Annotated in this window: 14 protein-coding genes; 9 read left to right on the forward strand and 5 right to left on the reverse strand. The window is 60.8% G+C overall.

Features of this window, described 5'->3' with window-relative positions:
* Positions 1-145 precede the first annotated feature (145 nt).
* The 3 genes from ACVI1L_RS18850 to ACVI1L_RS18860 all read left to right on the forward strand — a co-directional run bounded on the left by ACVI1L_RS18850 (position 146) and on the right by ACVI1L_RS18860 (position 3,603).
* The gene (locus ACVI1L_RS18850; protein WP_456783518.1) at positions 146-1,357 is read left to right on the forward strand and encodes an ABC transporter substrate-binding protein; all 1,212 of its coding nucleotides are present in this window, start codon (positions 146-148) and stop codon (positions 1,355-1,357) included.
* Positions 1,358-1,475: 118 nt separating this feature from the next.
* Positions 1,476-2,420, forward strand: coding sequence for a ketopantoate reductase family protein (locus ACVI1L_RS18855; protein ID WP_456783519.1), 945 nt, complete (start codon positions 1,476-1,478; stop codon positions 2,418-2,420).
* Positions 2,421-2,439: 19 nt separating this feature from the next.
* Positions 2,440-3,603, forward strand: coding sequence for a lactate 2-monooxygenase (locus ACVI1L_RS18860; protein WP_456783520.1), 1,164 nt, complete (start codon positions 2,440-2,442; stop codon positions 3,601-3,603).
* Here the strand turns inward: ACVI1L_RS18860 and ACVI1L_RS18865 are convergent, their stop codons facing one another.
* The 5 genes from ACVI1L_RS18865 to ACVI1L_RS18885 all read right to left on the reverse strand — a co-directional run bounded on the left by ACVI1L_RS18865 (position 3,604) and on the right by ACVI1L_RS18885 (position 10,648).
* On the reverse strand, positions 3,604-4,482 hold the full coding sequence (locus ACVI1L_RS18865; protein WP_456783521.1) for an alpha/beta fold hydrolase: 879 nt from the start codon (positions 4,480-4,482) through the stop codon (positions 3,604-3,606). It abuts the gene before it with no gap.
* A 103-nt stretch (positions 4,483-4,585) separates the two neighbouring features.
* The gene (locus tag ACVI1L_RS18870; RefSeq protein WP_456783522.1) at positions 4,586-5,746 is read right to left on the reverse strand and encodes an iron-containing alcohol dehydrogenase; all 1,161 of its coding nucleotides are present in this window, start codon (positions 5,744-5,746) and stop codon (positions 4,586-4,588) included.
* 301 nt (positions 5,747-6,047) lie between these two features.
* Positions 6,048-6,305, reverse strand: coding sequence for a DUF3551 domain-containing protein (locus tag ACVI1L_RS18875; RefSeq protein WP_456783523.1), 258 nt, complete (start codon positions 6,303-6,305; stop codon positions 6,048-6,050).
* Between the two features lie 129 nt (positions 6,306-6,434).
* Positions 6,435-9,545: an efflux RND transporter permease subunit gene (locus ACVI1L_RS18880; protein WP_456783524.1), complete on the reverse strand. Its 3,111-nt coding sequence runs from the start codon at positions 9,543-9,545 to the stop codon at positions 6,435-6,437.
* On the reverse strand, positions 9,545-10,648 hold the full coding sequence (locus tag ACVI1L_RS18885) for an efflux RND transporter periplasmic adaptor subunit (RefSeq protein ID WP_456783525.1): 1,104 nt from the start codon (positions 10,646-10,648) through the stop codon (positions 9,545-9,547). The genes ACVI1L_RS18880 and ACVI1L_RS18885 overlap by 1 nt, the downstream gene beginning before the upstream one ends.
* A 204-nt stretch (positions 10,649-10,852) precedes the next feature.
* Here ACVI1L_RS18885 and ACVI1L_RS18890 point away from each other — a divergent pair, with 204 nt between their 5' ends.
* The 6 genes from ACVI1L_RS18890 (at position 10,853) to ACVI1L_RS18915 (ending at position 15,460) form a co-directional block, all read left to right on the forward strand.
* A complete protein-coding gene (locus ACVI1L_RS18890) occupies positions 10,853-11,431 on the forward strand; it encodes a TetR/AcrR family transcriptional regulator (protein ID WP_456783526.1) in 579 nt (192 codons plus the stop codon).
* Positions 11,432-11,463: 32 nt separating this feature from the next.
* Positions 11,464-12,315: an alpha/beta fold hydrolase gene (locus ACVI1L_RS18895; protein WP_456783527.1), complete on the forward strand. Its 852-nt coding sequence runs from the start codon at positions 11,464-11,466 to the stop codon at positions 12,313-12,315.
* 31 nt (positions 12,316-12,346) lie between these two features.
* The gene (locus tag ACVI1L_RS18900; protein WP_456783528.1) at positions 12,347-12,538 is read left to right on the forward strand and encodes a hypothetical protein; all 192 of its coding nucleotides are present in this window, start codon (positions 12,347-12,349) and stop codon (positions 12,536-12,538) included.
* Between the two features lie 522 nt (positions 12,539-13,060).
* Positions 13,061-13,858: an ABC transporter ATP-binding protein gene (locus ACVI1L_RS18905; protein ID WP_456783529.1), complete on the forward strand. Its 798-nt coding sequence runs from the start codon at positions 13,061-13,063 to the stop codon at positions 13,856-13,858.
* Positions 13,855-14,568, forward strand: coding sequence for an ABC transporter ATP-binding protein (locus tag ACVI1L_RS18910; protein WP_456783530.1), 714 nt, complete (start codon positions 13,855-13,857; stop codon positions 14,566-14,568). The genes ACVI1L_RS18905 and ACVI1L_RS18910 overlap by 4 nt, the downstream gene beginning before the upstream one ends.
* A 13-nt stretch (positions 14,569-14,581) precedes the next feature.
* A complete protein-coding gene (locus tag ACVI1L_RS18915) occupies positions 14,582-15,460 on the forward strand; it encodes a branched-chain amino acid ABC transporter permease (RefSeq protein WP_456783531.1) in 879 nt (292 codons plus the stop codon).

The following is a 15,460-nucleotide window of genomic DNA, read 5'->3' on the forward strand; positions in this document are numbered from 1 at the left end:
AGGGCCGCCGAATGTTGGCTGATTGAAGAGAGCGAGGGGAAGTCAGATCCGATCTCAATATTCTCGCAACCCCGCGGTCAGACGGGGAGCGCAGAACGGAAACGCCATTTGACGCCGAGAGCGTCTCATTGTGGGGAAAGTATCGATGTGGCAGAAGAGAGTCGTTCTAGCGATGCTGATGCTTGCAGTCGCGCCGGTGTCGTTTGTGCAGAAGGCAGAGGCCGAAGATCCAGTCGGGGTTACCGCAATGGAGATCAGGGTCGGCGCGACGTTTCCTTTCAGTGGTCCTGCCTCGGCCCTCGGCAGCCTAGGAAAGGCATTGATAGGCTATGTCGAGTTCATCAACGACAAGGGAGGCGTCAACGGCCGCAAGATCAAGCTGATCGCGCTTGACGATGCGTACTCACCGAGCAAATCCGTCGAACAGACCCGCAAGTTGGTGGAAAGCGAGGAGGTCGCATTTCTGTTCAGCCCACTCGGGACCGCAAGCATTTCTGCGAATGTAAAATACGCCAACAGCAAAAAGGTGCCGCACCTCTTCGTTGTCTCAGGCGCGAACAAATTCACCAATCAAGCCGAGTATCCTTACACCACGACCGGGCTGCCAAGCTACGATACCGAAGGCAGAGTGTACGCGAAATACATAACTGAAAAGATGCCGGGTTCGCGCATTGCCATTCTCTATCAGAACGATGATCTCGGAAAGGATTTTGTCGGCGCTTTCCGCTCCTACATGAAGGACGACTTCGGCAAACTGGTCGTGGCGAAGTCCTACGAAGCGGCTGATCCGACCGTGGAGTCTCAGGTCGTATCGCTCAAGAGCTCGGGAGCCGAAGCGTTCTTCATCGCAGGCTCACCGAAATTCACGGCGCAGGCTCTGCGTAGAAGTCGAGAAATCGGCTGGAATCCCCTGACTGTCATTATCAATTCAACCACGTCCGTAGCGGGTACGCTTGCCGCGGCGGGCCTCGACAACGCGAAGGGGGTGGTGTCGAGCACGTTCCTGAAAGACCCCATGGATCCGGCCTGGGAGCACGATCCCAAGGTAAAAGGCTATCGTGCGCTTCTGGCCAAGTACGTTCCAGGCGGTGATGTCGCGGAGACGCTTTACACTGCCGGTATCGTCCAGGGCGAAATCCTCGAGAAGATCCTCCAGCAGTGCGGCGATGACCTGACGCGCGAGAACATCATGAAGCAGGCGCTGAATTTGAGGAATTTTTCGCCGTCGATGGCACTCCCCGGCAGCACCATCAATACCAGTGTGAACAATAACCAGGCGTGGACCTCGCTGCAGCTCGAGAGGTTCGACGGCAAGAGCTGGGTTCCCTTTGGGAAGCTTGTCAGCGCCGCGGACTAGGCGCGCCTGCCGGCAAGGGGATGGTTACTGAGACGCCGTTGTCGCGCTGCGGAGAAGGAGCCCGCGTCATGCCTTCGGCAGGAGACGACGATCATTCAAATTGAAGAGGAGATGAATCTTGCGGATATTGGTCATTGGAGCCGGCGCTCTGGGGGGGTATTTTGGCGCGAGGCTGCTGTCGGCAGGACGCAACGTCACGTTCCTGGTGCGGCCGAAGCGCGCGGAAGCGCTCGGGAAAGGCGGGCTGGTCGTCAAGAGCAAGCTCGGCGATCTGCACCTGGCATCGCCTCAGACCATCACGTCCGACCGGCTGAATGGCTCGTATGACCTTATCATTGTGAGCTGCAAGGCCTACGATCTCGACGGCGCGATCGAGTCGTTTGCTCCGGCGGTGGGCAAGAACTCGGTCATCATACCTCTGTTGAATGGCTTGCGTCATCTCGACGTGTTGAACGCCCGATTCGGTGAAAAGAACGTTTTCGGGGGCCAGTGTGCCATCTCAGCGGCGCTTTCAGCCGACGGTGAAATTCTGCACTTGACGGACCTACACACGCTGAGCTTTGGCGAACAGAGCAGGACGCGATCTGAACGTCGCCCCGAGATCGTCGGCGCCTTGTCGGGTGCCGGCTTTGACGCCGAGCTCAGCGACGGGATTCTGCAGGCCATGTGGGAGAAGTGGGTGATGATCGCAACCATCGCCGGCGCGACCTGCTTGATGCGCGCCTCGATGGGGGACATCGTAGCTGCGGGCGCATCCGACCTGGTGATCGGGTTGCTTGGCGAAGCCAGTGCAATCGCGGCCAGGCAGGGATTTGGACCGCGTCCGGCCTATATCGAGCGCGTGCGTTCCATTCTCACAACGCCGGGCTCGCCGCTCATGGCATCCATGGCACGCGATATCGAGCGAGGAGCACCGACCGAGGGCGATCATATTCTCGGTGATCTGCTTGGTCGCGTTGGTGGAGGCGAGGTCCCGATCCTCCTCAGCACCGCCTATGCCCATGTGAAGTCGTATGAGGCGCGTCAGGCTCGCGAGCATCCGCGTCTGCATTCTGCAAAATGACACGGCAAGGGAGGTCGGCGTGATTGACTATGGCGGCTACCAGTTTGAGATCTATCGTTCGGGCTTGCACGGGGTGCTGCCGAAGCTTCCGGTCGATTTTCGTGAACTCGAGGCACGGGCTCATGCCGCAATGCCGCCGTGGGTCGTATCCTATGTGGCAGGTGGCTGCGGGAACGAGCATACCCAGAATGTCAACGTATCCGCCTTCGAACGCTGGGGGGTGATCCCACGCATGTTCGTGGGCGCTGCCAACCGCGACATGTCGGTCAATCTTTTTGGAATGCGGCTTCCGACACCCCTATTCCTGTGCCCGATCGGCGTCATTGGCTTGTGCGCGCAGGATGGGCGCGGTGATATTGCGACGGCAACGGCCGCGCGCAAGCTTGGCGTGCCTATGATTGCATCGACCCTGAGCAACGCTCCGCTCGAGCAGGTTGCCTCGGAGTTCGGCGAGACGCCGGGCTTCTTTCAGCTCTATACGCCGACCGATCGCGCGATTGCCGAGAGCCTGGTTCACCGGGCGGAGGCCGCCGGCTTCAAGGGTATCGTTGTGACGCTGGACACGTGGGTGACCGGCTGGCGTCCGCGGGATCTCAATCAGGCCAATTTCCCTCAGTTGCGCGGGCATGCCCTCGCCAACTATTTCTCGGACCCTGTATTTCGCGCCAGTCTCGCAAAGCCGCCCGAGAGCGATGTTGCCGCTGCCATCATGAGATGGGGGACGATCTTTGGACATCCTCTGACCTGGGATGACCTTCCCTGGTTACGCTCGTTGACGAAGCTGCCCTTGATCGTGAAGGGCATTTGTCATCCCGATGACGCGCGACGTGCCATCGACGGCGGCGTCGATGGCATCTATTGTTCGAACCACGGCGGCCGCCAGGCCAACGGCGGCATCGCGGCGGTGGATCTGCTGCCCGGCATCGTCAGGGCCTCCGGCAACACGCCGGTTCTTTTTGACTCGGGAATTCGCTCAGGCACTGATGTCGTCAAGGCTCTGGCCTTGGGCGCGACGGCCGTTGGCGTCGGCCGGCCGTATGCCTACGGACTCGCACTCGACGGCGTCGAGGGGATCGTTCACGTACTGCGATGCATTCTCGCCGAGGCGGACTTGCTGATGGCAGTCGATGGATATCCTGGCATCGCCGATCTTCGGCTGTCCGCGCTGCTGCCGGTCGCCTGATTAGCCGGCGAGGAATTTCAGGATAGCTCTCTGGGTGGCATCCGGAGCTTCCTCGCACATGAAGTGACCCGCCTCGACGGCTTCTCCCGTGACCTGCGTCGCCCAATGTTTCCAGACGATCAACGGTTGGGCGCCTGCTGCGGCAATGCCGCGGCTTCCCCAGATGACATGAAGGGGCGTTGTGATCTTTCTCCCGGCATCAAGATCGCTCTTGTCATGGTCGAAGTCGGCATCGGCGCCGGCCCGGTAGTCTTCGCAGAGGCCATGCACGCGTTCGGGATCGCGCAACGCGCTGAGATAGTGTTCCACTGCCTGGGAAGCAAAGCCCTCCGCGAACACCGGGCCGAAGAATCCGTCCGGGTCTCGCGAGATCAGCGCCTCGGGTAGAGGATGAGGCTGAGCGAGAAACGTCCAATGATAGATGCGAAGCGCCGAAAGACGGCTAAGACTCGTCCAGTAATTGTAGGTAGGCAATATGTCGAGGACGATAAGTCGCGAAAGGCGTTCGGGATGATCGAGCGCCAGACGATAGCCGACACGTCCTCCCCGGTCGTGGCCGACTAAAGAGAAACGGGAGTGGCCGAGACTTTCCATCATCTCGACCATCGTTCGGGCCATTGCCCGCTTCGTGTAGGGAGTATGGTCGGCGTCGGTCTTAGGAACGTCTGATGCGCCGTATCCCGGAAGGTCAGCGATGACGAGCGAAAATCGTTCGGCGAGTGCCGGTGCTAGATGATGCCACATCACATGAGTTTGAGGAAATCCATGCAGCAACAGAAGTGGCGGCCCTTTACCGCCAACCCGCGTAAAGATACGCCCCGAACTTGTTTCGGCATACACCGACTCAAATCCGGGAAACAAATCAGCGAGAGCAGTCATCGTCACTCCGTCTATCGATAAGAGGGCCCGGAGACACGAGAGAACACCAGCCTTCTGGCGATCGCATGAATCTCAGGTCTACAAATCGCACAAGCCGCTTCAGTTAGGCGGCCATTCGCAGTAGATCGATGATATCGGCTTCGCTCCTGAACGGCCGCGGATTGGCTTGAACGAAGCGGTGATTGATCGCAATTTTGCTGATCTTCTCGAACTTGTCTTCGCCGACGCCGACGTCAGCCAGACGCGTAGGTAGTCCGAGGGCTTTGACGAAACCAGCAAAGGCGTCTCCAGCTTCCATATCGGGGCTGCCGAGGGCAGCGGCCAGGCGCTTCTGCGCGTCCTCTGTAAAGGCCTTATTATACCGAAGAAGGCTCGGCATGATGACGGGCGTGCAGTAATAGTGAGGAACATCGAAAGTGCCACCAAGCACGTGTCCGATGCCGTGGCTTGCCCCCATCGGAATGCGCGCCTGCAGACCGAAAGCGGCGAGCCATGAGCCTTGTTGCGATTGGCGACGCGCTTCCATGTCATTCGGTTGCTCCAAGGTGCGGAGCATACCCTCGCGCAAAAGACGGATGCCCGCCAGGACCACTTCATCCGCCAATGTCGTGCCCGTTGGCGAGCACAGGGCTTCGATGCCGTGATCCATCGAACGTGTGCCGGATCCCATCCACAGGTTTATGGGCGTATGAAGGCTCAGATCGGGATCAAGAATGACCGCCACGGGTGACATCTGTGGGTGGAAGTATATCTGCTTCAGCTTGGTGCGCTCGTCCGTGACGAGCGCGCCGGCATTGTATTCGCCGCCATTCAGCGTGGACGGCACTGCGATCTGCCGCACTGTGGGCGCACGGAATGGAGAGAAGGGCACGCCAGGTCCCATAACGAATGGGTCGAAGCCTGCCTCATCGAAAATGTCATGTTCCATGGCCATGATGACGATCTTCGCGAGGTCGACCGCAGAGCCTCCGCCGACGGCTACCACCAGATCAGCCTGCGCCTCCTTCGCTTGACGCGCGACCTCGGCGGCCTGCTTGCGGGTCGTGTGCTGCGCGATTCCGTCAAAGGTCGCCACATGCTTGTTGCCGAGCGCGCGGCGAATCTTTTCGATCTCGTCGGTCTTCGTATTCAGGGTACGGCTGACCAAGAGGAAAACGCGATTGGCATTCAGCCGAACCGCTTCATCATTCAAAGCCTCGGCTGCAGGCTTGCCGTAAACCACACGGTCGATCTCAGGAAAGTTATGTGTCCCAACCTTGCGCATTTGTTTCCTCGGACTGTTTTTGAATATAAGTCACTTTAGTATTAATAGTGACGGGGTGCAACGACCATCTTTCCAAGGAACGGATCGAGGCCAGTTGGTGCGCTCGCCAGACGGCCCTAGCTGTAACGTGCGCGCCGCGAGTGCAGTCTGGAAATTGCATCTTCCAGCATTTTCACCCCGGAGCATCGGCGACGTCTTCCTGCCGGAAGGCACCACGTTGGACCCGCGATGCAGGCAGTCGTTCAGCACAGCTACGCGAGGAAGCCTAGCTCGGCCAGAACATATAGCGGCCAGCTTTGGCTTAGTTCGCCGCCATTATGGACCCCTCGGATGGCCGGCGATGGCGAGCGCAGCTCCCACCGCGACCGGAAATTACGACGATGCACTGTTCGAGCGTATGGAAGCTGCACGTCCGCATGTCTGACGAATAGTCCTGGAGACAGTATCCATAGGCGTTTGTTGAGGCTGCCGGCGCAACGCTTAAATAGTCTGCGCCAGCGAGGCCGGCAAAGACAATCGAGAGGAGGGTGAATAGCTTGCTCAAGGTGGTCTCCTGCACTCAGGCTGTGATTTGTACTTAGGCGCCGAATCACGGCGCGTTTTCGGAAGCGGTTGCGGATTGAGCATCATTCATGTTCCGCCTCGTCGGAATCTGGTCTTCTCGACGATTCATGATTTGATGAGCCTTCTATTCCGCAGCCATTGCCGGTCGTGCTTCGGCTTCTTCCGTCGTTTCCGCATGCGTCCCATCTGCGGTCGGTTTGATCCTGAACCACGTGGCATAGAGCGCGGGAAGGAAGAGCAGGATCAGGACCGTTCCGACCGCGGTGCCGCCAATCAGCGTATAGGCCATCGATCCCCAGAAGACGGAATGTGTGAGCGGGATGAAGGCCAACACGGCAGCCAATGCGGTGAGGATCACCGGCCTGGTGCGTTGCACCGTGGCTTCGATGACGGCGTGATAGTCGTCAAGGCCGGCGGCGAGATTCTCCTTGATCTGTTCGGTCAGGATCAGAGTGTTGCGCATCAGGATGCCCGCCAGTCCAATCAGGCCCAGAATCGCGTTGAACCCGAAGGGCTGGTTGAAGATGAGCAATGCCGGCACGACGCCGACGAGGCCGAGCGGTCCCGTCAGGACGACCATCGCCATCGTCGAAAAGGACCGCACCTGAAGCATGACGACGATCAGCATGGCGGCAATCATGGCCGGAAAGATCGTCGCCAACGCGTCGTTGGCCTTGGTTGCCTCCTCGATCGATCCGCCCAGCTCGATACGATAGCCGGCCGGAAGGGATGCGATCAGCGGCTCCAGGGCCGTCTTGATCTCCTTTGAGACTTCCGGAGGTTGGGTCGCCTCATTGATATCGGAGCGAATGGTGACGACTGGCGTGCGATCGCGGCGCTTCATGATCGGCTCTTCGAGTCGGATCTCCGAATGGCCGACCTGGTCGAGCGGGATCGAGCGGCCGTCGCGGCTCATCAATGAGAAATCCGCCAGACGCGCCGGATCGAGTCGCTCGCCGCCGGCGCTGCGCGCCACAATGGGGACATTGCGGATGTCTTCACGAACCTGCGTCACGGCCATGCCGGTGAGCAGGAACTGGAGTTGACGGCCCACCTCGGCCGGCGAAAGGCCTATCAAGTTGAGGCGATCCTGATCCGGGATGAAGCGGAGCACGGGCGTGCGATCGCCCCAATCCCGATTTGCTTGCCGCGCGTCATGAACGCCACGCATGACTTCGAGAGCCTTCTGAGAGATGGCATACAATTGAGCGGGATCCGGTCCCATGATCCGGAACTCCACCGGGAAGGGCGTATAAGGTCCGAACACGAGTTGGGTGACGCGCACATTGGCTTCGGGCGCAAGGCCCTGTGACACGGTCTGTCGGAGCCGGTGCTTCAAAGCCTCGCGCGCCTCTGCGTCAGGCGTCAGGACGACGATCTTCGCGAAGGCCGGATCGGGCAGCTCGGGCGCCATCGCGAAGAAGAAGCGCGGTGCACCCTGACCGATATAGCTCGTGACGATCTTGGCCTCGGGTTGATCGTGCAGCCAACCCTCGAGCTTCTCGACGGTGGCCGTCGTCGTCCCGATGCTGGTGCCTTCCGGCAGGCGAACCTCCACCAGCACTTCCGGGCGATCGGAGGTCGGGAAGAACTGCTGCTTTACGCCACCCATGCCGACGACGGAAAGCGCGAAGGCGACGGCGACGATGCTGCAGGTCAGGAATTTGTGACGGACGGCGAAGGTGATGAGGCCTCGCAGGCGCTGATAGTTGGGCGTGCCGTAGATCGCGTGGTGACCGCCTTCGACCGGCTTGATCGCGGGCAGCATCTTGACGCCAAGATACGGCGTGAAGATCACCGCGACGATCCAGGAGACGATGAGGGCGAACCCCACGACCCAGAAGATGTTGCCGGCGTATTCGCCGGCGGTCGAGCGGGCGAAGCCCACCGGCAGGAAGCCCGCGATCGTCACGAGCGTTCCTGAAAGCATCGGCGCTGCTGTGTGGCTCCACGCATAGGCCGCCGCCGAGATGCGGTCCATGCCCTCTTCCATCTTCACCACCATCACCTCGATGGCGATGATGGCGTCGTCGACGAGGAGACCGAGCGCCAAAATCAAGGCGCCGAGCGTGATGCGGTCGAAGAACCGGCCGGTTTCCAGCATGATGAGAAACACGACGGCGAGCGTCAGGGGCACGGCCGCCGCCACGACGATGCCGACACGCCAGCCGAGGCTCAGCAGGCTCACCAGCAGCACCACGCCGAGCGCCATCGCGAACTTCATCATGAATTCGTCGACCGCCGAGCTGATGTTGACGGCCTGGTCGCTGACCTTGGCCAGAGTCATCCCGAGTGGCAGTGTCCTAGCGATCGCTGCGGACCTCTCTTCCAGCGCCTTGCCGAGCGCCAGACCATTCCAGCCCTCCTGCATGACCGCCGCGAGCATGATTGTGGGCTCACCCTGGTGTCGGATGATGTAGGTGGGAGGATCCTCATAACCGCGGCGGACCTCGGCAATGTCGGACAGCTTCAGCGTCCGCCCGGCAGCGACGATCGGGGTGTCGGCGATCGCCTGGACGCTGTCATAAGCGCCGTCGACCCGGATGAAGACCTGCGGCCCCTTGGTGTCGATCGAGCCTGCCGGGGTCAACGTGTTCTGCCGCTGCAAGGCGGCAACGATATCCGTTGCCGATACGCCGAGGGTTGCCAGCTTGGCATAGGAAAACTCGACAAAGATCTGTTCGGGACGCTCGCCGAGGATGTTGATCTTCTTGACGCCGGGCACGTGCAGAAGATCCTGACGGATGATCTCGGCTTGCCTAGCGAGTTCGCGCATCGGCATGCCCTTGGCCTTGAGGGCATAGAGTCCGAAGCTCACATCCGAATATTCGTCGTTGACGAAGGGGCCCAGCACGCCGGAGGGCAGCTTGCGGGCTTCATCTCCGAGCTTTTTGCGAGCCTGATAAAACTCTTCCTGCACGCTCGAGGGCGGCGTGCTGTCCTTTAGCGTCACCGTCATGTACGCATAACCGGGCCGCGTGGTCGTCTCCACCCGATCGTACCAGGTCAGTTCCTGAATCCGCTTCTCCAGGGGCTCGGCGACCTGGTCCTGCATCTCGCGCGCCGTCGCGCCCGGCCAAACTGTCGTGACCGTCAGAGTCTTGATGGTAAAGGAAGGATCCTCCGCGCGTCCGAGCATGAGGAAGGCGTAGACGCCTGCGGCCGCCAGCAAGACGATGAAGAACAGGGTGACGGCCCGCTCGCGAACGGCGACCGCGGAAAGATTCAAGCTCATCAGTTGCTCCTTGATTCCGAGGCGGTCTTGACGCGAGCGCCCTCGTGCAGGAGATGAGCGCCCAGGGAAACAATCTGGTCACCAGTGTTTGATCCGGAGATAACGGCCGTTTCGCTGGTCACTCGCAGAAGCTTGACGGGCTGAAAGCGGACAGTCGAAGTAGCGCCGTCGAAGACCCAAACGCCTGTCGTTCTGCCGTCATCGAGCACCGCTCCCAGCGGCACCTGGACTTCCGGCTGATTCTCATGGCTTGCAAGCCGAATGGTGACGGTGGCGCCAAGCGGTGCCGCCGCGGCGTCGCCATCGAGCACATAGCGGGCCTCATAGGTGCGGGTCTGGGGATCGGCGGAATCCGACAACTGCCGAAGATGTGCGGCATAGCGGCGCCCATCGCTGCCATACAGGCTTGCATCAGCGAGCGAGCCAATCGCCGGCCGGGTCGTTTCTGGAAGCGCGACTACAGCTTCGCGAGGACCGGACTGTGCCAGCCGAACGACCGCTTGGCCGGCGGAGACCACTTGTCCCGGCTCGCCGAGCGTTTGGGTGACTGTGCCGTCCGCATCCGCCACCAGGACGGAATAGGTCGCCTGGTTCTCGGCGACCCCGGCGTCGGCTTCGGCTGCGGCGAGCTGCGCTTTGGCGGTGTCCGACGCGGCCTTCGCCTGTTCGTAGCGCTGTTTGGAAGTCCATCCGTCGCTCACCAGATTGGCGTAGCGCCGCTCGTCGGCGTCGGTCTGAACGACAACTGCACGCGCAGCGGCGACGGCGTTGCGCTTCGCTGCGACCGCCAGACGGAGATCGGTTTCGTCGATCCGCATCAGCGGCTGGCCGGATTTGACTTGCTCACCGACATTCACGAGTCGTTCGACGATCTTTCCGGCGACACGAAAGCCCAGATTGCTTTCCACTCTTGCGCCGATGGTCCCGGTGAAACCGCGTTCGGATCCAGCCACCCGAGCAGCGGTCACCAGACGGACCATCGGGGGCTCCTGCCTGGGATCGATGACCGCGGCGGCTTCGTGGGCGGGAATCGCAAGAGCAACGAACGTCGCCACCCCCGCCGGCACTAAAATACCAGCCAACACCGCAATACCCCTCTTCATAACCCATCTCCTTTCGAACTTAGATTTCATGCGACTTCTATAATCCACTTAGATGTCGATCGCAATCTATTTTCGGTCGCTAACGGAAACGTGATCCCATGCAGATCAGTCCAAACGCTGCGGTTAAGGCTTAGGGGTTGATAGATTGCGTCCGAACTCTATATCGGATATAGAAGGCGAACGAAATCCAAATGGAGATCCATGATGCGAGTGAGTCGCACCCAGGCGGCCGAGAACCGCCAAACCGTGATCAACGTGGCAAGTCGCCTCTTCAGGGAGCGCGGCTTTGATGGCATCGGCCTCAAGGATCTGATGAAGGGTGCCGGGTTAACCCAAGGCGCCTTCTACAAGCAGTTCGCATCAAAAGAGGATCTGGCGGTTGAGGCGTCCAAGCGTGCATTGGAGAGCGCGTCCGGCCGATGGTCAGACGCGGCCGCGGCACATCCTGACGATCCACTCGGTGCGGTGATCGCATTTTACCTCAGTGGCGACCATCGCGGAGAGAAGATGGACGGCTGCCCGATCGTGGCGCTTGGCTCGGATGCCGCCCGTCAGGGCCCCGAGGTGAAGGCGGAATTCGAAGCGGGAATCAAAGCGCATCTCGACGTGCTCGGCCGCTTCATCGCCGGAGCGGGCGACGAGGACGCGCGCGGCAAGGCGATGGCCATTCTCGCGACGATGGTCGGCGCGGTCACGCTATCGCGCGTCCTCAACGACCCAGATCTGGCTCAGGCCGTTCTGGATGCCGCGGCGAAACAGGTTCGCGACGTCGCCACCGCTTGAAAGCGTGCGCCCTCAAGGCACGGAGAGATCGAATGCTCAGCATGACCGAAGCCAAACCAAGCTTGCTCAAATTATCGGACAAGCTGAGCGTACGTTATCAAAAGACTGGCAGCGGGCCTCCGCTGCTCCTCATCCATACGATCCGGACGCAGCTCGAATACTTCCGCAGTCTTGCGCCCCTGCTCGCCAGATCGCACACGGTGTACGCCATTGACCTGCCGGGGCACGGCCACTCTCCGATCGATCCGGACGCAAGCTTCGACGAACCCTACTTCAGGCGCGCCGTCATTCGCTTCATCGAGCAGCTCGACCTCTCCAACGTGACGCTCGTTGGCGAATCGATCGGTGGAGCATTGGTCCTCACGGTGGCCGCCTCGCTTCCGCAGCGGGTGAAGCGGGTCTATGCAATCAACCCCTACGACTATGAGAGCCGCTACGGCGACGGCATTCGACGCGGCAATTGGTTCGCGAATTTCATCATCGGAAGCTTGCAGATCCCGGTGCTCGGGGCGATCAATGCATCGCTCGAAAACAAGATCGTGCTCGGCAAGATCATGGGCGGCGGATATCACGACCCGCGCAAACTGCCGGCGGATTTGCTTGCTGAATTCGGCGAGGTAGCCCGTCGCGCGGGGTACAAGCGGGCCGCACGCAAGGTGCTGGCAGGTTGGCGCTCCTGGAGCAAGGCGCGCGACTACTATCGACAGATCTCGGCCCCCGTGACGCTCATCTATGGCGATAGCGATTGGTCTCGACCAGAGGAGCGCAAACGCACGCGGTTGCTGATCCCTGCCTCGCGGATGTTGACATTGAAGGATACGGGCCACTTCTCAGCTGTCGAAAATCCGACGGAGCTGGCTCGCGTGATCTTGGCAACCGACTGACCTCAATGGTCAACCACAGGAGTGCGCAGTAATGTTCAAGCGCTTTTGGCAGGTCATGAACGAGTGGGCCGAGGCCCTCAGCATGGACGATCCGCATGGCGACTACCTGTTAAGGCTGGAAAATCGCGTCGCAAGGCTCGAGCGCGAAATCGAAGGTCTTCAGATCCAATCCCGAGCAACGCTGGTCGGGCCGGATGATCGCGTTCATCAATTGCAATCGTGAACGCCGATCACGAGAGACACCAATCTCCCGACCGTCAGGCAAGCTGACCTCTCTGATCATGCGTCGCATCGGCGTACGGGAATGCGTCAGCCTGCGGCAGTGAGCCGGCGTGGTCCCGGTTGGCTTACCGCCCGCTCAGGACTTGCCGTGCTCCAGGATGAGATCTGTGCTTTACCGCACGCATCGCAGGAGAGATCGTTGAGCTCGGACCATATACATTCTAAAATAGAACTATAGAGTTTTTTATGGTCGAAATCCTCAAAATGCGAGAGATGATCCTATCCAGTTGACAGTTCTTATTTAGAACTGTAGAGCTCACTCCGGCTGGAATTGCTGAGAGCAGAACTCATGAGGAGTCTCGAAGAACTCCTTAGAAAACGAGGCGCTCCAAGAATTCGCTATCCCAAAAAAAATGACACAATCAGGAGGGAAAATGCGCGAGAAGCGGAGGGGTTCTGATAGCCGTTGTCGTTGCGGAGCGTGGTCGCCCACCAAGTTGCTGAACGACAAAGGCGAGACGAGATGATGCGGGCACAGCTCGCGCAGGGGACATCGCCCCTGCTCGCGGTTCGCGACGTCAGCGTCGTGTTCGGCGGCATCATCGCATTGAACGGCGTGTCGTTCGACATGCGTCATGGACAGATCCTCGGCCTGATCGGCCCCAACGGCGCCGGCAAGACCACGCTCTTCAACTGCCTGTCGCGGCTCTACCAGCCGTCATCCGGCGACATCCTGATGGAGGGCGTGAGCATCCTGTCGCGGCCGCCGCACCGGATCGCCGAGATCGGCATCGGCCGCACCTTCCAGAACGTGGCGCTGTTTCCGAATCTGTCGGTGATGGACAACGTCCGCATCGGCGCGCATTCGAGGACCTCCAGCGACATCATCAGCGACTCCCTGAGGCTTGCCTGGGTCCGGCGCAGCGAGACCGACGTCAACAAGAAGGTGCACGAGATCCTCGCTTATCTCGACCTCGAGGGCGTCGCCCACACCATCGTTTCCGGCTTGCCCTTCGGCACCCAGAAGCGCGTCGAGCTGGCGCGGGCGCTGGCGGCCGATCCGAAGATACTGCTGCTCGACGAGCCGGCCGGCGGCCTCAACCACGAGGAAGTCTACGTGCTCGGCGACCTCATTCGCCGCATCCGCGACGAGCGCCACGTGACCGTGCTGCTGGTCGAGCACCACATGGGTCTCGTGATGTCAATCGCCGACCACGTCGTCGCGCTGAATTTCGGCAAGAAGCTCGCGGAAGGCACACCCGCCCAGGTGCAGGCCGATCCCGACGTCATCAAGGCCTATCTCGGGAGCAAGGACCAATGACGACGCTGCTCAACGTCAAGGACCTGCACGCCTATTACGGCCAGGTCCAGGCGCTCCACGGCCTGTCCTTCTCGCTCAACGAGGGGTCGCTGACGACGCTGCTGGGCGCCAACGGCGCCGGAAAGACCACCACGCTGCGGGCGATCTGCAACATGGTGCGCTCGACCGGCGCGATCGAGTTCGACGGCACGCCTCTGACCAATCGCTCGACCGAAACCATCGTGCGCTTCGGCATCGCCCATGTGCCGCAGGGCCGCGGCACCTTCACCACAATGACGGTGGAGGAGAACCTCCAGCTGGGCGCCATCACCCGCAAGGACAGCGCCGGCATCGTCTCCGACATTGAGCGTATGTATGTGCATTTCCCGGTGCTGAAGCAGCGGCACACCCAGCAGGCCGGCACACTGTCGGGCGGCGAGCAGCAGATGCTGGCGGTCGCCCGTGCGCTGATGCTGCGGCCGCGGCTGATGCTGCTGGACGAGCCGTCGTTCGGCCTTGCGCCGCTGGTGGTGCGCGACCTCTTCAAGATCCTCGGCAAGATCAATCGCGAGGACAAGGTGTCGATCCTGGTGGTCGAGCAGAACGCGCAGCTCGCGCTCGAGCTCGCCGACCAGGCCCATGTGATCGAGACCGGCCGCATCGTGATGTCGGGCAATGCTAAGGACATCGCGAACAACGAAGACATCCGCAAATCCTATCTGGGTTGCTGAGGGAGCCGGGACAATGGAGCTGTTCACCAACCAGGTCCTGGCCGGCATAGCCACGGGCGCGATCTACGCCTGCATGGCGCTGGCCGTGGTCATGATCTACCAGGCGATCGACCACCTCAACTTCGCGCAAGGCGAGATGGCGATGTTCTCGACCTTCATCTCCTGGCAATTGATGCAATGGGGTGTACCTTACTGGGTCGCCTTCGTAATCACGCTGGCGTTCTCCTTCGTGGGCGGTATCGCGATCGAGCGCATCCTGTTCAGGCCGCTGGCGAAGGCGCCGATCCTGACCAACGTCGCCGGCTTCATCGCGCTGTTTGCGATCATCAACTCCTCGGCCGGCCTGATCTGGGACTTCACCATCAAGCAGTATCCCACGCCGTTCGGCTCCTCATCATTCCTCGGTAGTCAGCTCATCTCGACCCACCAGGCCGGCATGATCGGCGTCACCGTGCTGCTTTTGATCGGACTCTACTTCTTCTTCCAGTACACACGGATCGGTCTTGCGATGCGCGCTGCCGCGTCGGTGCCTGAATCGGCGCGGCTGGTCGGCATCAACACGAGTTGGATGATCGCGCTCGGCTGGGGTATCGCGGCGGCGATCGGTTCGATCGCCGGCATGCTGATCGCCCCGGTCGTGTTCCTCGAGCCCAACATGATGCTTGGCGTGCTGATCTACGGGTTTTCGGCCGCCGTGCTCGGCGGACTGACAAGTCCGTTCGGCGCTGTGGCCGGCGGCTTCCTCGTGGGCATATTCGAGAACCTCGCCGGGACCTACATCCCTGGGGTCGGCAATGAGCTGAAACTTCCGATCGCGCTGGCGCTGATCATCTCCGTCCTGGTCGTCAAACCTGCTGGTCTGTTCGGCCGGCCCATCGTCAAGCGAGTTTGA

It is taken from the genome of Bradyrhizobium sp. USDA 4516, from assembly GCF_054055915.1.